This is a genomic window from Shigella dysenteriae (assembly GCF_022354085.1).
Lineage (GTDB): Bacteria > Pseudomonadota > Gammaproteobacteria > Enterobacterales > Enterobacteriaceae > Escherichia > Escherichia coli.
In genome coordinates this window covers 2,687,042-2,707,660 of sequence record NZ_CP055055.1, presented here as the reverse complement: position 1 = coordinate 2,707,660, position 20,619 = coordinate 2,687,042, and the positions used below count along the sequence as shown (strand labels likewise).

The 20,619-nt window shown below is 49.4% G+C and carries 24 protein-coding genes; 13 read left to right on the top strand and 11 right to left on the bottom strand.

The genetic code is table 11. The features are described 5' to 3' along the window. The first annotated feature begins 3 nt into the window (after positions 1-3). The 3 genes from copD to pphA all read left to right on the top strand — a co-directional run bounded on the left by copD (position 4) and on the right by pphA (position 2,278). Positions 4-876 carry a copper homeostasis membrane protein CopD gene (gene copD / locus HUZ68_RS12955; RefSeq protein ID WP_033814654.1) on the top strand — a complete coding sequence of 291 codons (873 nt, stop codon included), beginning with the start codon at positions 4-6 and terminating at the stop codon, positions 874-876. Between the two features lie 11 nt (positions 877-887). Beyond that, positions 888-1,229 carry a YebY family protein gene (locus HUZ68_RS12950; RefSeq protein WP_000976483.1) on the top strand — a complete coding sequence of 114 codons (342 nt, stop codon included), beginning with the start codon at positions 888-890 and terminating at the stop codon, positions 1,227-1,229. Positions 1,230-1,624: 395 nt separating this feature from the next. After that, positions 1,625-2,278 (top strand): protein-serine/threonine phosphatase, encoded by a 654-nt coding sequence (gene pphA, locus HUZ68_RS12945; RefSeq protein WP_239593892.1) that lies wholly within the window; start codon positions 1,625-1,627, stop codon positions 2,276-2,278. A 3-nt stretch (positions 2,279-2,281) separates the two neighbouring features. Here the strand turns inward: pphA and HUZ68_RS12940 are convergent, their stop codons facing one another. The 5 genes from HUZ68_RS12940 to yebS form a co-directional block, all read right to left on the bottom strand. Further along, complete coding sequence (locus HUZ68_RS12940; protein WP_001296140.1) at positions 2,282-2,473, bottom strand: YdfD/YebW family protein; 192 nt, start codon at positions 2,471-2,473, stop codon at positions 2,282-2,284. 104 nt (positions 2,474-2,577) lie between these two features. Next, positions 2,578-2,814: a YebV family protein gene (locus HUZ68_RS12935; RefSeq protein WP_001295499.1), complete on the bottom strand. Its 237-nt coding sequence runs from the start codon at positions 2,812-2,814 to the stop codon at positions 2,578-2,580. Between the two features lie 117 nt (positions 2,815-2,931). Then, positions 2,932-4,371, bottom strand: coding sequence for a 16S rRNA (cytosine(1407)-C(5))-methyltransferase RsmF (gene rsmF / locus HUZ68_RS12930; protein WP_033814685.1), 1,440 nt, complete (start codon positions 4,369-4,371; stop codon positions 2,932-2,934). Between the two features lie 79 nt (positions 4,372-4,450). After that, a complete protein-coding gene (yebT, locus tag HUZ68_RS12925) occupies positions 4,451-7,084 on the bottom strand; it encodes a lipid-binding membrane homeostasis protein YebT (RefSeq protein ID WP_033814655.1) in 2,634 nt (877 codons plus the stop codon). Continuing rightward, on the bottom strand, positions 7,053-8,336 hold the full coding sequence (gene yebS / locus HUZ68_RS12920; protein ID WP_001207282.1) for a membrane integrity lipid transport subunit YebS: 1,284 nt from the start codon (positions 8,334-8,336) through the stop codon (positions 7,053-7,055). The genes yebT and yebS overlap by 32 nt, the downstream gene beginning before the upstream one ends. A gap of 129 nt (positions 8,337-8,465) precedes the next feature. Here yebS and msrC point away from each other — a divergent pair, with 129 nt between their 5' ends. From msrC to htpX, 4 genes are all read left to right on the top strand, one after another. Continuing rightward, the gene (gene msrC, locus HUZ68_RS12915) at positions 8,466-8,963 is read left to right on the top strand and encodes an L-methionine (R)-S-oxide reductase (protein WP_001043882.1); all 498 of its coding nucleotides are present in this window, start codon (positions 8,466-8,468) and stop codon (positions 8,961-8,963) included. Positions 8,964-9,059: 96 nt separating this feature from the next. After that, entirely contained in the window at positions 9,060-9,758 is a 699-nt protein-coding gene (gene proQ, locus HUZ68_RS12910; RefSeq protein WP_000431368.1) for an RNA chaperone ProQ, read from the top strand. A gap of 19 nt (positions 9,759-9,777) precedes the next feature. Beyond that, positions 9,778-11,826, top strand: a complete 2,049-nt coding sequence (gene prc / locus HUZ68_RS12905; protein ID WP_001055778.1) for a carboxy terminal-processing peptidase — start codon at positions 9,778-9,780, stop codon at positions 11,824-11,826. Between the two features lie 191 nt (positions 11,827-12,017). Further along, on the top strand, positions 12,018-12,899 hold the full coding sequence (gene htpX / locus HUZ68_RS12900; protein ID WP_000984517.1) for a protease HtpX: 882 nt from the start codon (positions 12,018-12,020) through the stop codon (positions 12,897-12,899). A gap of 48 nt (positions 12,900-12,947) precedes the next feature. Here htpX and HUZ68_RS12895 read toward each other — a convergent pair whose 3' ends face one another. Beyond that, positions 12,948-14,321 carry an MFS transporter gene (locus HUZ68_RS12895; protein WP_001127216.1) on the bottom strand — a complete coding sequence of 458 codons (1,374 nt, stop codon included), beginning with the start codon at positions 14,319-14,321 and terminating at the stop codon, positions 12,948-12,950. A 176-nt stretch (positions 14,322-14,497) separates the two neighbouring features. Here HUZ68_RS12895 and kdgR point away from each other — a divergent pair, with 176 nt between their 5' ends. Beyond that, positions 14,498-15,289 (top strand): DNA-binding transcriptional regulator KdgR, encoded by a 792-nt coding sequence (gene kdgR / locus HUZ68_RS12890; RefSeq protein ID WP_001262182.1) that lies wholly within the window; start codon positions 14,498-14,500, stop codon positions 15,287-15,289. A 143-nt stretch (positions 15,290-15,432) separates the two neighbouring features. Here the strand turns inward: kdgR and HUZ68_RS12885 are convergent, their stop codons facing one another. Continuing rightward, positions 15,433-15,672 (bottom strand): YobH family protein, encoded by a 240-nt coding sequence (locus HUZ68_RS12885; protein ID WP_001211011.1) that lies wholly within the window; start codon positions 15,670-15,672, stop codon positions 15,433-15,435. Between the two features lie 158 nt (positions 15,673-15,830). Between HUZ68_RS12885 and mgrB the strand changes: the two genes are divergently transcribed. Continuing rightward, positions 15,831-15,974 (top strand): PhoP/PhoQ regulatory lipoprotein MgrB, encoded by a 144-nt coding sequence (mgrB, locus tag HUZ68_RS12880; RefSeq protein WP_000714550.1) that lies wholly within the window; start codon positions 15,831-15,833, stop codon positions 15,972-15,974. Positions 15,975-16,016: 42 nt separating this feature from the next. Here the strand turns inward: mgrB and HUZ68_RS12875 are convergent. Continuing rightward, positions 16,017-16,714 (bottom strand): IS1-like element IS1B family transposase gene (locus tag HUZ68_RS12875; RefSeq protein WP_095033700.1). Its coding sequence is split into 2 segments (ribosomal slippage): positions 16,017-16,465 and positions 16,465-16,714, totalling 699 coding nucleotides; the frame shifts between segments, so codons are not numbered across the junction. Between the two features lie 110 nt (positions 16,715-16,824). On the opposite strand from HUZ68_RS12875, the gene HUZ68_RS12870 reads away from it, so the two are divergent. The 4 genes from HUZ68_RS12870 (at position 16,825) to rlmA (ending at position 19,123) form a co-directional block, all read left to right on the top strand. Beyond that, entirely contained in the window at positions 16,825-17,112 is a 288-nt protein-coding gene (locus HUZ68_RS12870) for a YebO family protein (protein ID WP_001006862.1), read from the top strand. 670 nt (positions 17,113-17,782) lie between these two features. Next, complete coding sequence (locus HUZ68_RS12865; RefSeq protein WP_001295496.1) at positions 17,783-17,926, top strand: DUF2627 domain-containing protein; 144 nt, start codon at positions 17,783-17,785, stop codon at positions 17,924-17,926. 12 nt (positions 17,927-17,938) lie between these two features. Continuing rightward, positions 17,939-18,148, top strand: a complete 210-nt coding sequence (cspE, locus tag HUZ68_RS12860) for a transcription antiterminator/RNA stability regulator CspE (protein WP_001062678.1) — start codon at positions 17,939-17,941, stop codon at positions 18,146-18,148. 165 nt (positions 18,149-18,313) lie between these two features. Beyond that, positions 18,314-19,123, top strand: coding sequence for a 23S rRNA (guanine(745)-N(1))-methyltransferase (rlmA, locus tag HUZ68_RS12855; RefSeq protein ID WP_021577590.1), 810 nt, complete (start codon positions 18,314-18,316; stop codon positions 19,121-19,123). Here the strand turns inward: rlmA and mntP are convergent. The 3 genes from mntP to HUZ68_RS12845 form a co-directional block, all read right to left on the bottom strand. Continuing rightward, complete coding sequence (gene mntP / locus HUZ68_RS12850) at positions 19,120-19,686, bottom strand: manganese efflux pump MntP (RefSeq protein ID WP_001296134.1); 567 nt, start codon at positions 19,684-19,686, stop codon at positions 19,120-19,122. The genes rlmA and mntP overlap by 4 nt on opposite strands. After that, the gene (locus tag HUZ68_RS24950) at positions 19,683-19,805 is read right to left on the bottom strand and encodes a hypothetical protein (protein ID WP_000547919.1); all 123 of its coding nucleotides are present in this window, start codon (positions 19,803-19,805) and stop codon (positions 19,683-19,685) included. The genes mntP and HUZ68_RS24950 overlap by 4 nt, the downstream gene beginning before the upstream one ends. 310 nt (positions 19,806-20,115) lie before the next feature. After that, positions 20,116-20,574, bottom strand: coding sequence for a DUF986 family protein (locus HUZ68_RS12845; protein WP_000156258.1), 459 nt, complete (start codon positions 20,572-20,574; stop codon positions 20,116-20,118). Positions 20,575-20,619 lie beyond the last annotated feature (45 nt).

Below are 20,619 nucleotides of genomic sequence, written 5' to 3'. Positions count from 1 at the left end.
ATCATGCTGGCGTTTACCTGGATCGCGCTGCGATTTATCCATTTCACCTCGCTGATGCTGGTCTTTGGCTTCGCAATGTACGGTGCCTGGCTGTCACCCTTAACGATTCGTCGTTTGCTGGCGAAGCGTTTTCTGCGTTTACAACAGCACGCTGCCGTCTGGAGTTTGATCAGTGCCACTGCAATGCTCGCCGTTCAGGGCGGGTTGATGGGAACGGGATGGACAGATGTATTTTCGCCAAACATTTGGCAGGCTGTTTTGCAAACGCAGTTTGGTGGCGTCTGGTTATGGCAAATTGTTCTCGCCCTCGTAACGTTGATCGTCGCCCTTATGCAACCGCGGAATATGCCACGTTTGCTGTTTATGCTCACTACCGCGCAATTTATTCTGCTGGCGGGAGTGGGGCATGCGACGCTGAATGAAGGGGTAACGGCGAAAATCCATCAGACTAATCACGCGATTCACCTGATTTGTGCGGCGGCGTGGTTTGGGGGATTACTGCCGGTGCTCTGGTGTATGCAACTCATCAAAGGCCGTTGGCGACACCAGGCTATTCAGGCGCTGATGCGTTTTTCTTGGTGCGGGCATTTTGCGGTGATCGGCGTACTGGCAAGCGGCGTGCTTAATGCATTGTTGATTACCGGATTTCCCCCCACGCTTACGACTTACTGGGGCCAACTCTTATTGCTCAAAGCCATCCTGGTGATGATTATGGTGGTCATTGCGCTGGCTAATCGTTATGTTCTTGTACCGCGCATGAGGCAGGATGAAGATCGTGCGGCACCCTGGTTTGTGTGGATGACTAAACTCGAATGGGCGATAGGTGCGGTAGTGCTGGTGATCATCAGCCTGCTTGCGACTCTCGAACCTTTTTGATGGATTACGAAATGATGAAAAAAAGTATTCTGGCGTTTCTGTTACTCACCAGTTCTGCAGCGGCGCTGGCTGCACCGCAGGTGATTACCGTCAGCCGTTTTGAAGTGGGTAAAGACAAATGGGCGTTTAATCGCGAAGAGGTGATGCTGACTTGCCGACCGGGTAATGCTTTGTATGTCATCAACCCAAGTACCCTCGTGCAGTATCCTTTAAACGATGTCGCACAGAAGGAAGTTGCCAGTGGGAAGACTAAAGCCCAACCCATTTCGGTGATTCAGATTGATGATCCCAACAATCCCGGCGAAAAAATGAGTCTGGCACCGTTTATAGAACGAGCTGAAAAACTCTGTTAATTACCTAAAATAGCCTTTTGATTTCCAATAAAAAAACCGCCTTAGTTCTTTCACCAGAACGGGCGGTTTTTAACATTTAAGCTGATGACCACCGCGCTTTTTATTGACCATTTTGCACGCAAACTGGAAAACCTGGCGTCGTCATCTATTCTTAAAGGGCAAGGCAACTAAGCCTGCATTAATGCCAACTTTTAGCGCACGGCTCTCTCCCAAGAGCCATTTCCCTGGACCGAATACAGGAATCGTGTTCGGTCTCTTTTTATCTGTTAAAAGCCAGAAGCATTTCCTTCGCTGACTTTATAGTCAACCATAACACACACTCTACTGTCTGAGTCCAGCGTTTTTTAACATTCTTGTTAAGATTATGTGATCTTTAGCGCGGGAGGAAAATATTGATGAAACAGCCTGCGCCCGTTTATCAGAGAATTGCGGGTCATCAATGGCGACATATCTGGCTTTCTGGCGATATACACGGTTGTCTTGAGCAGTTGCGCCGCAAATTATGGCATTGTCGTTTTGATCCGTGGCGAGATTTACTTATCTCAGTGGGAGACGTTATCGATCGTGGGCCGCAAAGTTTACGTTGTCTGCAGTTACTGGAACAACATTGGGTTCGTGCGGTAAGAGGCAATCATGAACAGATGGCGATGGATGCGCTGGCATCCCAGCAGATGTCTTTGTGGTTGATGAATGGCGGCGACTGGTTTATTGCGCTGGCAGATAATCAACAGAAACAAGCGAAAACGGCGCTGGAAAAATGTCAGCATTTGCCCTTTATTCTTGAAGTACACAGCCGCACCGGCAAACATGTTATTGCTCATGCCGATTATCCAGATGATGTTTATGAATGGCAAAAGGACGTTGATTTGCATCAGGTCTTGTGGAGCCGCTCGCGATTAAGTGAACGCCAAAAAGGGCAGGGAATTACAGGTGCTGATCATTTCTGGTTTGGTCATACACCGTTGCGCCATCGCGTGGATATTGGCAACCTGCATTATATTGATACCGGCGCTGTCTTTGGGGGCGAACTGACTTTCGTGCAATTGTAATAATTAAAAATCACCATACTCCTGTGCTGGTCGCCAGAAACCATCTATAAAATCCTCAATCGGAAAACAACCGCCATGGCGGATCCGTTGATCGCTCATAGAATAAAGACACTGCTGTTCCGTGTTGTAGACATCCACAACAATATCTTCACAACCGCCATCCAGGTAGCAAACAAAAAGTACCAGCGCGAACATTTCATCCCCGAAGTGTGGTGCCGTACCGTTAAGTTTAGGAGAGATTTTACAACGGGGGAATAACCAGGACAAATAACCCGCCATGCCGACGGGTTCTTTTTGGATCAGGCAAGACGCATAATCCAGGCATCAGATTGTTGATCGTAACGGGTACGGTAAAGGACAGAGTGTTCGCCATTTAGCAGGGCAGGGATACTGGTTTCAGCATCCCAGGCATCCAGTTGCATACATAAATCGGGGTCAGATTTACAAGGAATGGTTAACGTTCGATCACCCGGCGATTCACCGTGTAATTCGCCGTCGTCGATTTCAAAAGCGCCTATGCGCACACTGGTTTTCATCTTCGTGCTCTCCATTTAGCTGCCGATTGTGGTACGACCAGTCCGATCGCACCATTTTTCAGCCTAGTTGAGGCCGCCGAATGTGCCAGTCAAAAAGTGCGCTTTTTTTGTGCGCTGTCATGCGTTACTGGTAAAAAGTTTCCCGTCCCGCACCAGTTCACGCGGGTAGCTGTTTTTCAGTCGCGAACCAATCCGTTTGGCTAAACCAATCGGCTGATGCTGGAAAGTAACCAACACGTCATCCGCCACTGGCTCGGCTTGCGGGTAAACATCGCGCCCGCGATACCACTCCTCCGCTTCTTGCGGTGTCAGTTCAAAAGCGTTCTCGTTGTCGGGGGAGGCAAGGGCAATAACCGCTTCATGCTGCCAGCGATAACCTTTGTTGTGCGTTTCGGCAAGTTTAATCCCCAGGCGAGAAAATCGGACTTTACCGATCAGGGCTTCAATGCCCACCGGGAACAACCACACTTCTTTGTCACGCTGCCAGAGGCGCAGGTTTTCATCCCAGTTTAAGCCAACACCTGCAGCCGCCTGACGAATTTGTGCGGCTTCGCGATCTTTCACCGGGCTGAACGGGAAATTGTCCACTTTGTATTTTGGGGTGGGTAAGGCGGGAATGGCCTGAGTTTTACGCAGACGAGCAACGAAGAAGCCTTCGCAGTCGTAAATTTGTGGGAAAACATGCAAAAAGCCTTCTTCGGTCAGCGCTTTGTTTGCACCAGGGAAGAGATCGCCAAGTGGTAAAAACTCTACTGCGTCAGGGTAAGTCTCTTTAAGCCACAGGCAAACGGCTTCGTTTTCTTCCCGGTTTAAGGTACAGGTCGAGTAAACCAGCGTACCACCAGGACGTAATGCATGAAAGGCGCTGTCGATAAGCTCCCGTTGTGTAGCTGCGATTTCCTGATTGCTTTCTGGTGACCAGTTTTTTAGCGCATCGGGATCTTTACGCACCACGCCTTCGCCGGAGCAGGGAGCGTCCAGCAAAATGGCATCGAACATTTCTGGCAATGCCGCACCAAACACGCGGCCATCAAAATGTGTGAGCGCAACATTACTGATACCACAGCGGCTGATATTGGCATGTAACACTTTTACCCGACTGGCGGAAAACTCATTGGCAAGGATTGCCCCTTCGTTATTCATCCGCGCGGCAATTTGCGTCGTTTTGGAGCCTGGCGCAGCAGCGACATCCATCACCCGCTGTGGTGCATTACCGTCAGCAAACAAGGCGGCGACGGGCAACATTGAACTGGCTTCCTGAATATAAAACAGGCCACTTAAATGCTCGGCGGTACTACCCAATGGCAATGCATCTTCATTGTCGCGTTCAATCCAGAAACCTTCTTCACACCACGGAATTGGCGTAAGCGTCCAGCCATAAGGAGCGGTTAATTGCAGGAAATCAGCAACGGAGATTTTCAGCGTATTAACGCGAATGCTGCGGCGCAACGGGCGCTGACAGGCAGCAAGAAAATCATCAAAAGAGAGCGTCGAAGGCATCGCTTCGCGCATTTGCGTCAGAAAGGCGTCCGGGAAATAAACGGTGTGTTGGGCCACGAGCATATACCACTGGCAAAAAAACAGGCGCGCAGTTTAGCATAAACGCTCCGGCGCAGGCACGCCGGAGCAGTGGGCATTATTTGGGAAGCGCAGTTCCCCATTCACGCCACTCTTTCGGTTCACTTTCCTGCAACAGGAAGTGCTTGCCTTCCTGGGCTTTCGGTGCCAGTGGCGTACCCGGAGGCGTGGCGAAGGCGATGCCGCCACGGATAAACTGGTTAAAGGTGCCGGTTTTCACTACGCCGCCCGTCAGACCAAAGTCCAGACTGTAACCCGATGCCAACCAGAAGACGGAATTGTTACGCACCAGGTGTTGATAGCGTTTACTGATGCGCATCGCAATCATCACGCGATCTGACAATGTCCCCAGCGTCATTCCGGTAACCGTACCGACTTCCAGACCACGGAACAGCACAGGCGTACCGATGCCTAACGAACCGGCTTCCGGCGCTTCAACAATAATGCTTAAGCCATCCAGGTAACGCGAATCAGTAATGGTGGCCTCTTGTAATTCAAAGTCGCGGCGAGGATTGCCCCGGCCTGGTTCGACGTTGATATACGGCTGGAGGATAGTATCAAGATGCTCAACGCCAGCTGCCGAAATTTGCGGTGTGACCACTGAGAAGCGCGTACCACCGCGAGCAAAGGTCTGGACATATTCCGGATAGAGCACCGCCTTTGCCTGTACTTCATTGCGCGCGGTAATCAGATCCAGCGTCTGGATTTGCCCGATATCAATACCGAGATAGCGAATAGGCATCCCGACCGCCAGTTTTCCGGCATCGAAAGCGTGAAGCGTAATCTGCCCGCCAACCGCACGGGCCGCTGTTTCGGAAGCATACAGAATACGCTTATCGCCTTTACGCTGACTGGCGCTGGCACCGCTGAGGTTATCGAAGCTAATGGCTCCCTTTAATGCTCTGGAGAGCGGGGATGCCTGTACGGTCAGGCCACTACCATTCAGCTGAACTTTCGCCCCGCCTTCTGCCCAGAACACGCTATTGCTGGTCAGAAGGTTGCGATACTCCGGCTTAATATGCAGATCGATATCAAACGCGTTAGCTCGCGGACGCACGGTAATAACTTCACCAACTTCAAATTTACGGTACAGCACTACCGATCCTGCCTGCACATCCGGCAGCGTCTCTGCACTCAAACTCACGGTTGTGGTGGGTAAATCGCTAAGGCTGTTCTCCAGCGCTTTTTCCAGATTGGCATACAGTGGATAGCTGGCTTTCATCTCGCCTTTATCGCCCGGCAGAATACGTATCCCGCCGTTAATCCATTCTGAGGCGCTGGCACCAAGAAACTCAACGCCATCCAGCCCCACCTTCACATCGACACGGCTGTTGACGACAAATTTGCTATCGCCTTTTACCAGTTCTCGATGCTGAGGCTCGATGGCGACGGTAAAGGTGACGCCTTTGCTGGTGAGTTTACGATTGATAACCTGGCCTACCTGCACGCCGTGAAGAATGAGCGGCTGACCCGCATCAATACCGTAACTTTCCGGCGCGGTCAGGGTCAGCGTCAGAACATCAGGTTCATGCAGCAGTGCTTTTTCGCCTGGCACAACAACGAACTCTTTGCGTGGCTCGCCATCGCCGGGTACCAACTCGAAGGTTTTGCCAGTCAGCAGGGCGCTGAGATTGGCATCGCTAAAGGATAATTTCGGATTACGTAATTCGATGCGGGTATTTTCACGAAGCAGGGTAACGACGCTGGGATCAACGGTCATTTCCCCAGTGACTTTACCACCAGGATTTAAATCCAGTTTAGTTAGCTGTCCGACTTCCAGCCCCTGATACATTAACGGCGTCGAGTCGGCGGTTAATCCGGCCCCACTCGGCAGTTCCAGTTTTATTATTACGCCACGCTGGCTGTGGGCCAGATCTTCATACAGACCAAAAGTATCTTCCGCCTCGGCAGGTTTCGACTCTTCAGGTGAATCGAAGGCAATCGCACCGTTAACCAGTGCCGCCAGACTTTCCAGTTTCACCTTCGCGCCACTGATACTGACGTTGGCATCAACGCCGGAAACGTTCCAGAAACGGCTACCTTTTTTCACCAGGTCGGTAAAACGCCGCTCGATCAGGACATCAATCACCACGCCTTGCTTGTTGGGATTGATGGCATAGTCGTAGACTTTTCCCACCGGGATCTTGCGGAAATAGACCAATGAACCGCTGTTCAGCGAACCGAGATCGGGGGCTTGCAGGTGGATCATCAGATCGCCGTTATCCAGCCGATATTTCGGTTGGGTATCAAGTGCGACAAAGTGATCCTGCTCTTTACCTTTACCTGGCATCATGCCGATATAGTTACCACCGACGAGGGCGTCCAGCCCGGAGACACCTGCCAACGAGGCCTTTGGCGTCACCAGCCAGAACTGTGTCTCTTCGCGCAGCGCATCTTTCATATCGGATTTGATGCTGACCTTGACTTCAATCTTACGAAGATCGTCGCTGAGGCTGATATCCTGCACTGTTCCGACTTCAACGCCCTGATAACGAACAGGCGTACGGCCTGGAACAATACCATCCGCCGACATAAAGTCGATGGTGACGGTATTACCCCGGTCCTGATAACTGTCCCAAATCAGCCAACCGGCAATCATTAGCGCGATGAACGGCAGCAGCCAGAAAGGTGAGATACGGCGTTTATTTTTAATCTGCGCTTCAGTCGTCGAAGCGGGCGTTTCCTGACTCATGTGCATCCCAAAGTAAGCGGCTGTCCAGCCATTCCACAGCAAGAATAGTCAAAATTACCGCTGCGCCGAAATAAAACGCAGCCGGTCCCATAGTAAAAGCGAGGATCTGATCGCGATTAATCAGCGACATGGTTAAAGATATGACAAACAGGTCGAGCATCGACCAGCGACCAATCCAGGTCACCATTCGCAGTAACAGAATGCGTGTGCGTAAACCTTGCTGGCATTTAAAATGAATGCTCAACAGTAAAGTGAACATGACGATCACTTTAGTAAACGGTACCAGAATACTGGCGATAAACACGATTCCCGCAACGGCAATGTTGCTACTTGCCAGCGACATAATCCCGGAAAGAATCGTATCTTCCTGCCGGCCACCATTCAGATAAATGATAGAAATAGGCAACAGGTTGGCAGGTAACAACAAAACGATTGACGCTAACAGCGCCGCCCAGCATTTTTGCAAACTATGACGGCGACGCAGGCGTAGCGGAATATGGCAACGCGGGCAGCGACCACGCTGATCAGGATAGCCGGTAAAATGGCACCCAAGACAGACACGAAGTTTCTCGTCCCTACGCGTAGCGGGGCGCTGCGGATAAAATCGCTCCCACAGCTCCTCGACATTAAGATGTGACAACGTCACCGTCGTTAAAATCACCAACGCCACAAAAGAGAACAAGCCGACACCCGCCTGGATATGGGCATAATCCTGTACCTTTATAGAAGCAACGCCAATGCCGACCAGGTAGATATCAAGCATTACCCACTCTTTAAGTCGCTCAAGCATCAGCAGTACCGGACGTAGATTCATTCCCAGTCGGTTACCAAACCATAAATAAGCTATGGAGGTCACCAGAATGAGCGGGGCACCAATAACGCAGAAAAAGACCATCGACCCCGTTATCGCATCGCCCTGTTTGGTCATTTGCCAGATGCCTTGCATAACGTTGGCGTCAATACGAATGCCTAACAGCCAGATATGCAACAGCGGTTCGCCCCAGGCAAACGGCATCAGCAACAGCATGGTGAAGGCCATTGCCGCCAGGCGCGTTAGCGACCAGTCGCGCCCGTCACGAATTTTTGCCTGACAGCGCGGACAATAGGCACTTTGATGAGAATTTATCTCGGGCAGGCTAAACAGCATGTCACATTGCGGGCAACGTTGGTAATCACCACGCGGCAGTTCCTCGCCGATTGCCCTCACTGTTATCTTTTTTGTCGGCGTAATTTGTGGTGTGTTAAGAGCCATGACGTGCCAAATGTAATAAGAATTAACATTAATCTTAACCCATGATGGGAATGATCTTGAGCATTAACGCATTTAATGCTTATTTTAATAGGCTGGCAGTTCCAGGTAAGACAACCAAGTGATTATATAATGAACAAAACAGAATTTTACGCGGATTTAAATCGCGACTTTAACGCGCTGATGGCGGGAGAAACCAGTTTTCTGGCAACGCTTGCGAACACCAGTGCGTTGTTATATGAGCGTCTCACTGACGTAAACTGGGCAGGTTTTTATTTGCTTGAGGACGATACACTGGTGCTCGGACCATTTCAGGGCAAAATTGCCTGTGTCCGGATACCCGTCGGGCGTGGCGTGTGCGGCACTGCGGTTGCCCGCAATCAAGTGCAGCGTATCGAGGATGTTCATGCGTTTGACGGGCATATTGCCTGTGATGCGGCGAGTAATTCTGAAATTGTTCTGCCGCTGGTGGTGAAAAATCAGATTATTGGTGTTCTCGACATCGATAGTACCGTCTTCGGTCGCTTTACAGACGAGGACGAGCAAGGCTTACGTCAGCTTGTGGCACAGCTTGAAAAAGTGCTTGCAACGACGGATTACAAAAAATTCTTTGCGAGCGTCGCAGGATAATCAACGGATAACGTAGCATTTACAGATAGCGTCATTATAATGACGCCTGTTCATGCCTGCGCTTGTTGGCTACGTCCGTTGTAATCAGGAAATTTCATGGAAAATCAACCTAAGTTGAATAGCAGTAAAGAAGTAATCGCGTTTCTGGCCGAACGTTTTCCCCACTGTTTCAGTGCGGAAGGTGAAGCGCGTCCGCTGAAAATCGGTATTTTTCAGGATTTGGTCGATCGTGTTGCCGGGGAAATGAACCTGAGCAAAACGCAATTACGATCCGCTTTACGTCTCTACACTTCGAGCTGGCGTTATCTTTACGGTGTTAAACCCGGCGCAACGCGTGTCGATCTTGACGGCAACCCATGCGGTGAGCTGGACGAGCAACATGTAGAGCATGCTCGCAAGCAGCTTGAAGAAGCGAAAGCGCGTGTTCAGGCACAGCGTGCTGAACAGCAAGCGAAAAAACGCGAAGCTGCCGCAGCTGCTGGTGAGAAAGAAGACGCACCGCGTCGCGAACGCAAGCCACGTCCGACCACGCCACGCCGCAAAGAAGGCGCTGAACGTAAACCTCGTGCGCAAAAGCCGGTAGAGAAAGCGCCAAAAACAGCAAAAGCACCTCGCGAAGAACAGCACACCCCAGTTTCTGACATTTCAGCTCTGACTGTCGGACAAGCCCTGAAGGTGAAAGCGGGTCAAAACGCGATGGATGCCACCGTATTAGAAATCACCAAAGACGGCGTCCGCGTCCAGCTGAATTCGGGTATGTCTTTGATTGTGCGCGCAGAACACCTGGTGTTCTGAAACGGAGGCCGGGCCAGGCATGAACATGTTTTTTAGGCTTACCGCGTTAGCTGGCCTGCTTGCAATAGCAGGCCAGACCTTCGCTGTAGAAGATATCACGCGTGCTGATCAAATTCCGGTATTAAAGGAAGAGACGCAGCATGCGACGGTGAGTGAGCGCGTAACGTCGCGCTTCACCCGTTCTCATTATCGCCAGTTCGACCTCGATCAGGCATTTTCGGCCAAAATCTTTGACCGCTACCTGAATCTGCTCGATTACAGCCACAACGTGCTGTTGGCAAGCGATGTTGAACAGTTCGCGAAAAAGAAAACCGAGTTAGGCGATGAACTGCGTTCAGGCAAACTCGACGTTTTCTACGATCTCTACAATCTGGCGCAAAAGCGCCGTTTTGAGCGTTACCAGTACGCTTTGTCGGTACTAGAAAAGCCGATGGATTTCACCGGCAACGACACTTATAACCTTGACCGCAGCAAAGCGCCCTGGCCGAAAAACGAGGCTGAGTTGAACGCGCTGTGGGACAGTAAAGTCAAATTCGACGAGTTAAGCCTGAAGCTGGCAGGAAAAACGGATAAAGAAATTCGTGAAACCCTGACTCGCCGCTACAAATTTGCCATTCGTCGTCTGGCGCAAACCAACAGCGAAGATGTTTTCTCGCTGGCAATGACGGCGTTTGCGCGTGAAATCGACCCGCATACCAACTATCTTTCCCCGCGTAATACCGAACAGTTCAACACTGAAATGAGTTTGTCGCTGGAAGGTATTGGCGCAGTGCTGCAAATGGATGATGACTACACCGTTATCAATTCGATGGTGGCAGGTGGTCCGGCAGCGAAGAGTAAAGCTATCAGCGTTGGTGACAAAATTGTCGGTGTTGGTCAAACAGGCAAGCCGATGGTTGACGTGATTGGCTGGCGTCTTGATGATGTGGTTGCCTTAATTAAAGGGCCGAAGGGCAGTAAAGTTCGTCTGGAAATTTTACCTGCTGGTAAAGGGACCAAGACCCGCACTGTAACATTGACCCGTGAACGTATTCGTCTCGAAGACCGCGCGGTTAAAATGTCGGTGAAGACCGTCGGTAAAGAGAAAGTCGGCGTACTGGATATTCCGGGCTTCTATGTGGGTTTGACAGACGATGTCAAAGTACAACTGCAGAAACTGGAAAAACAGAATGTCAGCAGTGTGATCATCGACCTGCGTAGCAATGGCGGTGGGGCGTTGACCGAAGCGGTATCGCTCTCAGGTCTGTTTATTCCTGCGGGTCCTATTGTTCAGGTCCGTGATAACAACGGTAAAGTTCGTGAAGACAGCGATACCGACGGACAGGTTTTCTATAAAGGCCCGCTGGTGGTACTGGTTGACCGCTTCAGTGCTTCGGCTTCAGAAATCTTTGCCGCGGCAATGCAGGATTACGGTCGTGCGCTGGTTGTGGGTGAACCGACGTTTGGTAAAGGCACCGTTCAGCAATACCGTTCATTAAACCGTATCTACGATCAGATGTTACGTCCTGAATGGCCAGCGCTGGGTTCTGTGCAGTACACGATCCAGAAATTCTATCGCGTTAACGGCGGCAGTACGCAACGTAAAGGCGTAACGCCAGACATCATCATGCCGACGGGTAATGAAGAAACGGAAACGGGTGAGAAATTCGAAGATAACGCGCTGCCGTGGGATAGCATTGATGCCGCGACTTATGTGAAATCAGGAGATTTAACGGCCTTTGAACCGGAGCTACTGAAGGAACATAATGCGCGTATCGCGAAAGATCCTGAGTTCCAGAACATCATGAAGGATATCGCGCGCTTCAACGCTATGAAGGACAAGCGCAATATCGTTTCTCTGAATTACGCTGTGCGTGAGAAAGAGAATAATGAAGATGATGCGACGCGTCTGGCGCGTTTGAACGAACGCTTTAAACGCGAAGGTAAACCGGAGTTGAAGAAACTGGATGATCTACCGAAAGATTACCAGGAGCCGGATCCTTATCTGGATGAGACGGTGAATATCGCACTCGATCTGGCGAAGCTTGAAAAAGCCAGACCCGCGGAACAACCCGCACCCGTCAAGTAATATCAATCAGGCACAAGAAATTGTGCCTGATTTTTTAACAGCGGCAAGATGCCGTAAATCAGATGCTACAAAATGTAAAGTTGTGTCTTTCTGGTGACTTACGCACTATCCAGACTTGAAAATAGTCGCGTAACCCATACGATGTGGGTATCGCATATTGCGTTTTGTTAAACTGAGGTAAAAAGAAAATTATGATGCGAATCGCGCTCTTCCTGCTAACGAACCTGGCCGTAATGGTCGTTTTCGGGCTGGTACTGAGCCTGACAGGGATACAGTCGAGCAGCGTTCAGGGGCTGATGATCATGGCCTTGCTGTTCGGTTTTGGTGGTTCCTTCGTTTCGCTTCTGATGTCCAAATGGATGGCATTACGATCTGTTGGCGGGGAAGTGATCGAGCAACCGCGTAACGAAAGGGAACGTTGGCTGGTCAATACTGTAGCAACCCAGGCTCGTCAGGCGGGGATCGCTATGCCGCAAGTGGCTATCTACCATGCGCCGGACATCAACGCTTTTGCAACCGGTGCGCGCCGTGATGCCTCTCTGGTTGCTGTCAGCACCGGTTTGCTGCAGAACATGAGCCCGGATGAAGCCGAGGCGGTAATTGCTCACGAAATCAGCCACATCGCCAATGGTGATATGGTCACCATGACGCTGATTCAGGGCGTGGTGAACACCTTCGTTATCTTTATTTCCCGTATCTTGGCGCAGCTTGCCGCGGGTTTTATGGGCGGAAATCGTGATGAAGGTGAAGAGAGCAACGGCAACCCGCTGATCTACTTTGCGGTTGCAACGGTTCTGGAACTGGTGTTTGGTATTCTGGCGAGCATTATCACCATGTGGTTCTCGCGTCATCGTGAATTCCATGCTGATGCCGGTTCGGCAAAACTGGTTGGTCGCGAGAAAATGATTGCCGCGCTGCAGCGCCTGAAAACCAGCTATGAACCGCAAGAAGCAACCAGCATGATGGCTTTCTGCATTAACGGTAAGTCGAAATCGCTCAGTGAGTTGTTCATGACTCACCCGCCGCTGGATAAACGAATTGAAGCTCTGCGTACGGGTGAATACCTGAAGTAATATTATGAAGTAAACACTAAAAAGCGCGTCCTGATCGACGCGCTTTTTTTATGCCCTGGATCGTGGCTGAGTGATACGTAAACCACTGACACAGGCAGCAATCACTGCCAGAATAGCCGCAGCCATCAGCGAGACGTGTGTACCATTATCTCCAAACTGATTTAGCATCAGCGCCACCAGCGCCGCGCCGCTACTCTGACCCAGTAGACGAGCCGTTCCTAACATGCCACTGGCTCCACCGCTACGTTCGCGAGGAGCGGAGGTAATAATGGTGTGGTTATTGGGTGACTGGAACAAGCCAAATCCAGCGCCACATAAGATCATCGGCCAGATAATATTGATATCCGCAGGTGACGCGGGCAGCAGAACCAGGGAAAAAAGCCCCGCAGCCATGATGAATAATCCTAAAGCACCCAGCAATCCTGCATGTACGCGTTCAATCAAATAGCCTGCCAACGGAGCCATCACCATCGTTGCTAACGGCCACGGTGTCAGAAGTAAACCTGTTTCGACTTCACTACGCCCGAGCACGGTTTGCAGGTAAAAGGGCAGGGAAACCATTGCCAGCATTTGTGCGCAGAAAGAGCAAACAGATGTGCAAATAGAAAGTGAAAACAGCGGGATACGCAGTAAATCCACCGGTAGCAGCGGTACGGGAAGAGAAAGCTGGCGGCGAATAAAGAAAATACCAACAACAACCATCACCACCAGTTCCGCAGCAATTAACGTCAGCGATTGCCCCTGAGCGAAACCACTCAACGCAGTGATAAGCAGGCCGAAGGTTAACGCGTTCATCACGGCGCTGGGCAGGTCGAAACGAGGTTTACTGGCGCGAGAACCATTGGGTGGCAGAAAACGCATCGCCAGAAGCAGGGCGATAATACCTAACGGTACGTTGATTAAAAATAACCATTTCCAGGATGCGATGGAGAGGATTGCTGCAGCAATTGTCGGCCCGGCAGCAGAAGAGACGGCAACAATAAACGAGTTTATGCCCATCCCTCTACCCAGAAAACGTTGTGGATAGATCAGGCGGATAAGTGCGGTATTAACGCTCATCAACGCTGCACCGCCGAAACCTTGTATGACACGCGCAAGGGTGAGCATTTGCAGCGAATCAGAAAGGGCGCAGAACAGTGAAGACAACAGAAAAACGACCAGACCGCATTTATAAATACGTCGATAGCCAAACATATCGCCCAGAAACGAAAACGAGAGCAGGGAGATGACAATGGCGATTTGATAGGCGTTCACTACCCAGATGGAACTGGCTGGCGTGGCATGAAGGTCCGTGGCGATTGTTGGCAGGGCGACGTTGGCGATTGCGCCGTCAAGGACAGCCATCGAAATACCAATCACAATGGTTAATATCGCACCGTATCGCTGGGGCAACGGCAGGCCGTCGGCCTGAACTTTTGGCATAGGAATTTTATATCTTTAGTGAATAATCAACAGGGGTATGATTCTAGCACTGATATTCACGGTGGATGTCGCAGAATTGTAACTAACCGGCAAAAGATGGATTGCGACCACCCTGGTGCGAAATTATAATAAAAAACAGTTCTGATTTTTATAAAACACTCGCAATGAGGTGATAAATGGCTAACGCAGATCTGGATAAACAGCCTGATTCTGTATCTTCCGTGCTAAAAGTTTTTGGCATTTTGCAGGCGCTGGGTGAAGAGCGCGAAATAGGGATAACCGAGCTGTCGCAGCGCGTCATGATGTCAAAAAGCACCGTTTATCGCTTTTTACAGACCATGAAAACCTTAGGTTATGTGGCGCAGGAAGGGGAGTCGGAGAAATATTCCCTGACCCTGAAATTGTTTGAACTGGGCGCTCGCGCGTTACAAAACGTCGATTTAATTCGTAGCGCAGATATCCAGATGCGTGAGATCTCCCGCCTGACCAAAGAAACTATCCACCTCGGCGCACTGGACGAAGACAGTATTGTTTACATTCACAAAATTGACTCTATGTACAATTTGCGCATGTATTCACGGATTGGGCGTCGTAATCCGCTGTACAGCACCGCGATTGGTAAGGTGCTGCTGGCATGGCGCGATCGCGATGAAGTGAAGCAAATACTTGAGGGCGTGGAGTATAAACGCAGTACCGAGCGGACCATCACCAGTACAGAAGCGTTATTACCGGTTCTGGACCAGGTGCGCGAGCAGGGGTATGGCGAAGATAACGAAGAGCAGGAAGAAGGACTGCGATGCATTGCGGTTCCGGTATTTGATCGCTTTGGCGTGGTCATTGCCGGTTTGAGCATCTCCTTCCCGACGTTGCGTTTCTCTGAAGAGCGTTTACAGGAATATGTCGCAATGTTGCATACCGCAGCGCGCAAAATTTCTGCACAAATGGGTTATCACGACTATCCGTTCTGATGAGAGTAAGAACCTGTCGGAATATCAAACAGACAGGTTCTTTATTTAGCATGAGAAAAATAAAGTTGAAGGTGGCGTTATATTAAACGCGCTTGCTATAAGAGTATTTTACTCATGAGTGAGAATCTGGTTATTTATTACACTTAACCATTATCGACCACGATATTGCTTTTGCGTAACAGCGGGCAATCTGTTATCCCCAAAAAACCACTTTTAGTGTGCAAGTATTGTACCGTGCTGGTGCCTCTGGCAGTCAGATAGGTACATTGCAAACCTAATCCTGCGGCATTCTCTTTGCTTCCAATCAAAACGCCATATCCGCTGAGTAATAATCCTATCCATACCAGTGCTATCAGCATAACTGTGCGAATGATGAATCGCATTACAACCTCTTCTCTTTTTATGTTCGCTTAATCGTAGCGGCAATATGCGCTGAAGCAAGCGACTCATTCCGAAAAAGCACGAATATCGACATAGTTAGGCGCTGTTTAACTAACGCATGCTAGTTTAATGACATAAGGTAGGTGAAACGGAGATTGGAGTGAAAAAGTTTCGATGGGTCGTTCTGGTTGTCGTGGTGTTGGCTTGCTTGCTGCTTTGGGCGCAGGTATTCAACATGATGTGCGATCAGGATGTACAATTTTTCAGCGGAATTTGTGCCATTAACCAGTTTATCCCGTGGTGATATCATTTTTTCAGCACTAGATTTTCTGGTAATGACTCCAACTTATTGATAGTGTTTTATGTTCAGATAATGCCCGATGACTTTGTCATGCAGCTCCACCGATTTTGAGAACGACAGCGACTTCCGTCCCAGCCGTGCCAGGTGCTGCCTCAGATTCAGGTTATGCCGCTCAATTCGCTGCGTATATCGCTTGCTGATTACGTGCAGCTTTCCCTTCAGGCGGGATTCATACAGCGGCCAGCCATCCGTCATCCATATCACCACGTCAAAGGGTGACAGCAGGCTCATAAGACGCCCCAGCGTCGCCATAGTGCGTTCACCGAATACGTGCGCAACAACCGTCTTCCGGAGCCTGTCATACGCGTAAAACAGCCAGCGCTGGCGCGATTTAGCCCCGACGTATCCCCACTGTTCGTCCATTTCCGCGCAGACGATGACGTCACTGCCCGGCTGTATGCGCGAGGTTACCGACTGCGGCCTGAGTTTTTTAAATGGCGGAAAATCGTGTTGAGGCCAACGCCCATAATGCGGGCGGTTGCCCGGCATCCAACGCCATTCATGGCCATATCAATGATTTTCTGGTGCGTACCGGGTTGAGAAGCGGTGTAAGTGAACTGCAGTTGCCATGTTTTACGGCAGTGAGAGCAGAGATAGCGCTGATGTCCGGCGGTGCTTTTGCCGTTACGCACCACCCCGTCAGTAGCTGAACAGGAGGGACAGCTGATAGAAACAGAAGCCACTGGAGCACCTCAAAAACACCATCATACACTAAATCAGTAAGTTGGCAGCATCACCGATTTTCTTCCTCTCCAGCAGTGGTAGAATAGCGCCTCTACTCAGAGGTGGTGAAATGAACGAAGTTGTAAATTCAGGCGTGATGAACATTGCGTCTTTGGTTGTATCGGTGGTGGTTCTTCTTATCGGGCTCATCTTGTGGTTTTTTATTAATCGTGCCAGTTCTCGGACTAACGAACAGATTGAACTGCTTGAGGCGTTGCTGGATCAGCAAAAACGTCAAAATGCACTGTTACGTCGTTTGTGCGAAGCAAACGAACCAGAGAAAGCAGATAAAAAGACCATTGAGAGTCAAAAATCGGTTGAAGACGAAGATATTATTCGCCTGGTCGCCGAACGATAATCCTTCCTCAATCTTGAGTAACCCCGTCGTTGAAGGGTTACTCAATTCATCCTGATTATACGCACTGTCATGGTGCAACTGCTTCAAATTAAAACTCTGGTCTGACTTCAAATAATTATCATATTATTTATTTGCGTAACGGGATATCAGAAAAAGATATTTTCCTCATTAATTTATTAGGATGTTTACATCGGATTTGTGATTAAGCGTGGTATTATTTATTAGCGAAACGTTTCTCTCTTGATTTTTTTTGCTCACTCATCAATTTTTCTTATTTTAAATTTACAATCCCTTTGGGGATTGACTTCTCTTTAGGGTAATTGATAGCCGTTAACTGACTGTTTTATGAGAAAAAGTGATATAACTTTTTATTCATTGCATAGCAGAAAATGTGATATTGCACGCACTATGTAATAACTTCTCCCACTGGCCTGGAACAACTGAACTTATTGAACTATGTTAGAAACTACGCCAGTTTAAGTATCTGCCTGAACTGGCAAGGTTAAGCACAATGATATATCGGCGCGTATTCCGTTGCATAAGTGTGCAAAAAAAGTGGAAGACGTATCGAGATTTGTGCGTCTGATCGAGACATGTTTAAAAATGGCTTGCCATAATTAACGTTGTATGTGATAACAGATTTCGGGTTAAACGAGGTACAGTTCTGTTTATGTGTGGCATTTTCAGTAAAGAAGTCCTGAGTAAACACGTTGACGTTGAATACCGCTTCTCTGCCGAGCCTTATATTGGTGCCTCATGCAGTAATGTGTCAGTTTTATCTATGTTATGCCTGCGGGCGAAGAAAACAATCTAAGGAATTTTTCAAATGGCAAAGATTAAAGGTCAGGTTAAGTGGTTCAACGAGTCTAAAGGTTTTGGCTTCATTACTCCTGCTGATGGCAGCAAAGACGTGTTCGTACACTTCTCCGCTATCCAGGGTAATGGCTTCAAAACTCTGGCTGAAGGTCAGAACGTTGAGTTCGAAATTCAGGACGGCCAGAAAGGTCCGGCAGCTGTTAACGTAACAGCTATCTGATCGAATCCACTGATCTGAAGTGTGAATACGCTTCAATCTCGCTATAAAGCCTCGTCGAATGCGAGGCTTTTTACTATGCTTTATCTTCGCTCCTGGCGTTCGGATATTTGCCCGCCGCGTGATTCGCGTTACACTTGCGGCCTTTAGTATCCTGCCGGAGTTGTCATGTCGTTTTCCTGTCCACTTTGCCATCAGCCTCTTACGCGTGAAAAAAACAGCTATATCTGTCCCCAACGACATCAGTTTGATATGGCGAAAGAAGGGTATGTCAATCTGCTGCCCGTTCAGCATAAACGGTCTCGTGATCCGGGCGACAGCGCGGAAATGATGCAAGCACGCCGCGCATTCTTAGATGCCGGACATTATCAGCCGCTGCGTGATGCAATTGTCGCCCAACTGCGGGAACGGCTTAATGAAAAGGCCACGGCGGTGCTGGATATTGGCTGTGGTGAAGGGTATTACACACACGCATTTGCCGATGCGTTGCCCGAAATCACCACCTTTGGTCTGGATGTTTCGAAGGTAGCGATAAAAGCGGCGGCGAAACGCTATCCGCAGGTCACTCTTTGTGTCGCTTCCAGCCACCGTTTGCCGTTTTCCGATACCAGTATGGACGCCATAATACGTATTTACGCGCCGTGTAAAGCAGAAGAATTAGCACGAGTAGTGAAGCCCGGCGGCTGGGTCATTACTGCCACGCCGGGACCGCGACATTTGATGGAGCTGAAGGGGCTGATTTACAATGAAGTACATCTTCATGCACCTCATGCAGAACAACTGGAAGGTTTTACATTACAGCAGAGTGATGAGTTGTGTTATCCGATGCGTCTTCGCGGTGATGAAGCCGTCGCATTATTGCAGATGACGCCGTTTGCCTGGCGTGCGAAGCCAGAAGTCTGGCAAACACTGGCAGCAAAAGAAGTGTTCGACTGCCAGACGGACTTTAATATTCACCTCTGGCAGCGTTCTTATTAACCGTGGAAGTGCGTCCAGAGGATCTGGACGCCGATGCCGATCAGCACCAGCCCGCCGAGAATTTCCGCTTTTTTCCCAATAATTGAGCCGATAAAGCGACCAACCATCATCCCTAATGTCGACATAATCAAGGTTGCACAACCAATGGCCAATGCGGTCGCGATAATGTTGACCTGAAGGAAAGCAAGACCAACACCCACAGCCATGGCATCCAGGCTGGTGGCAATCGCGGTGGTTACCAGTAGCCAGAAACCGTGCCGACGGCGCGGCTCTTCATCTTCATCATCTGCGCCACGAAAACCCTCAATAATCATTCGCCCGCCGAGGAATATCAGCAGCACAAACGCAATCCAGTGATTCCATTCAAGGACAAACCGGCTGGCTAACATGCCCATTCCCCAGCCGATCAGCGGCGTCAGGGTTTCGACGGCACCAAAAATAAGGCCGGTTCGCAATGCTTCAGAAAATTTCGGTTTATGGAGGGTGGCACCTTTACCGATTGATGCAGCAAATGCATCCATCGACATACCAAACGCAAGAAGAACAGTAGCAGTGATATTCATGACAACGTCCTGACCGGGGTATCCATAAAACACATCATCGCCCCCAGCAAACATGCATACATGAACAACAAGCCGCGATGGGTTTTCGCGTTCATGCAGGCATAGCGATTGATGTGCATATGGTCTCGCCTGACTGAAAGTCTTCAGTCCGTACGTGCCACGTTTTGCAACGAGTATGTTGACACGTACATTTCCGGAATCTGGAAATTGGCTACTCCCCAAATGAGGGCGCAACCTTAACATATTTTGAGAATATAAAACAACTGTTGGAATATATTATTTTATTGCCTTGTTGATAACGATTTTCATTTAGATTTATATATCAATGAAACGTTATAATAAATAACAAATAAGGGAAGAGGTAATATAGCCTAAGCTATGTCTGATTATTAAAAATACACTAAACATAGCTTTGGCTAAATTAATAACTCATTGAGTTGAAACGAGAAGTTTATAAATTCTTTCCAGATCGTCGATATTTCGAACGCGGATTAACAGCCGACGCTGTTCTAATTGCATCACCAACACGCCATCTTCCGACAAGTTCATCGCTTTGATTCGGCTATATTCAATCCAGACATTGGCGAAGAAAAAACCTTTTTGTTTAAAGATGATCTTCGGAACGCGGATCCAGAATATATAAAAACCCATCAGAGCCAGTGCGCTTAATAACCATGTCGTTATTAACGCACCATGATTCGTGACGTTGTTATAGATAAGAATGACAATCAATCCGACGAAGATAACGCTATCGATGCGACCACGCCGGAGCAAAGGAATTGCCAGCAGGGTGGGGCCGTTACGGCGGGGCATGATGAACTGATCGTAGATCGCGAAGGCCAGGAGTGCGGCGATGAAAAGAATCAGTACCAGGTCCGTGATTGTCATTAATCCTCCAGATAAAAAAACGGGGCCAAAAGGCCCCGGTAGTGT

Bases quoted from the DNA above. Each gene is read 5' to 3' on its own strand.
- copD (WP_033814654.1), top strand. From the start codon at position 4: ATGCTGGCGTTTACCTGGATCGCGCTGCGATTTATCCATTTCACCTCG.
- HUZ68_RS12950 (WP_000976483.1), top strand. From the start codon at position 888: ATGATGAAAAAAAGTATTCTGGCGTTTCTGTTACTCACCAGTTCTGCA.
- pphA (WP_239593892.1), top strand. From the start codon at position 1,625: ATGAAACAGCCTGCGCCCGTTTATCAGAGAATTGCGGGTCATCAATGG.
- HUZ68_RS12940 (WP_001296140.1), bottom strand. From the start codon at position 2,473: ATGTTCGCGCTGGTACTTTTTGTTTGCTACCTGGATGGCGGTTGTGAA.
- HUZ68_RS12935 (WP_001295499.1), bottom strand. From the start codon at position 2,814: ATGAAAACCAGTGTGCGCATAGGCGCTTTTGAAATCGACGACGGCGAA.
- yebT (WP_033814655.1), bottom strand. From the start codon at position 7,084: ATGAGTCAGGAAACGCCCGCTTCGACGACTGAAGCGCAGATTAAAAAT.
- yebS (WP_001207282.1), bottom strand. From the start codon at position 8,336: ATGGCTCTTAACACACCACAAATTACGCCGACAAAAAAGATAACAGTG.
- msrC (WP_001043882.1), top strand. From the start codon at position 8,466: ATGAACAAAACAGAATTTTACGCGGATTTAAATCGCGACTTTAACGCG.
- proQ (WP_000431368.1), top strand. From the start codon at position 9,060: ATGGAAAATCAACCTAAGTTGAATAGCAGTAAAGAAGTAATCGCGTTT.
- prc (WP_001055778.1), top strand. From the start codon at position 9,778: ATGAACATGTTTTTTAGGCTTACCGCGTTAGCTGGCCTGCTTGCAATA.
- htpX (WP_000984517.1), top strand. From the start codon at position 12,018: ATGATGCGAATCGCGCTCTTCCTGCTAACGAACCTGGCCGTAATGGTC.
- HUZ68_RS12895 (WP_001127216.1), bottom strand. From the start codon at position 14,321: ATGCCAAAAGTTCAGGCCGACGGCCTGCCGTTGCCCCAGCGATACGGT.
- kdgR (WP_001262182.1), top strand. From the start codon at position 14,498: ATGGCTAACGCAGATCTGGATAAACAGCCTGATTCTGTATCTTCCGTG.
- HUZ68_RS12885 (WP_001211011.1), bottom strand. From the start codon at position 15,672: ATGCGATTCATCATTCGCACAGTTATGCTGATAGCACTGGTATGGATA.
- HUZ68_RS12870 (WP_001006862.1), top strand. From the start codon at position 16,825: ATGAACGAAGTTGTAAATTCAGGCGTGATGAACATTGCGTCTTTGGTT.
- HUZ68_RS12865 (WP_001295496.1), top strand. From the start codon at position 17,783: ATGTGTGGCATTTTCAGTAAAGAAGTCCTGAGTAAACACGTTGACGTT.
- cspE (WP_001062678.1), top strand. From the start codon at position 17,939: ATGGCAAAGATTAAAGGTCAGGTTAAGTGGTTCAACGAGTCTAAAGGT.
- rlmA (WP_021577590.1), top strand. From the start codon at position 18,314: ATGTCGTTTTCCTGTCCACTTTGCCATCAGCCTCTTACGCGTGAAAAA.
- mntP (WP_001296134.1), bottom strand. From the start codon at position 19,686: ATGAATATCACTGCTACTGTTCTTCTTGCGTTTGGTATGTCGATGGAT.
- HUZ68_RS24950 (WP_000547919.1), bottom strand. From the start codon at position 19,805: ATGCACATCAATCGCTATGCCTGCATGAACGCGAAAACCCATCGCGGC.
- HUZ68_RS12845 (WP_000156258.1), bottom strand. From the start codon at position 20,574: ATGACAATCACGGACCTGGTACTGATTCTTTTCATCGCCGCACTCCTG.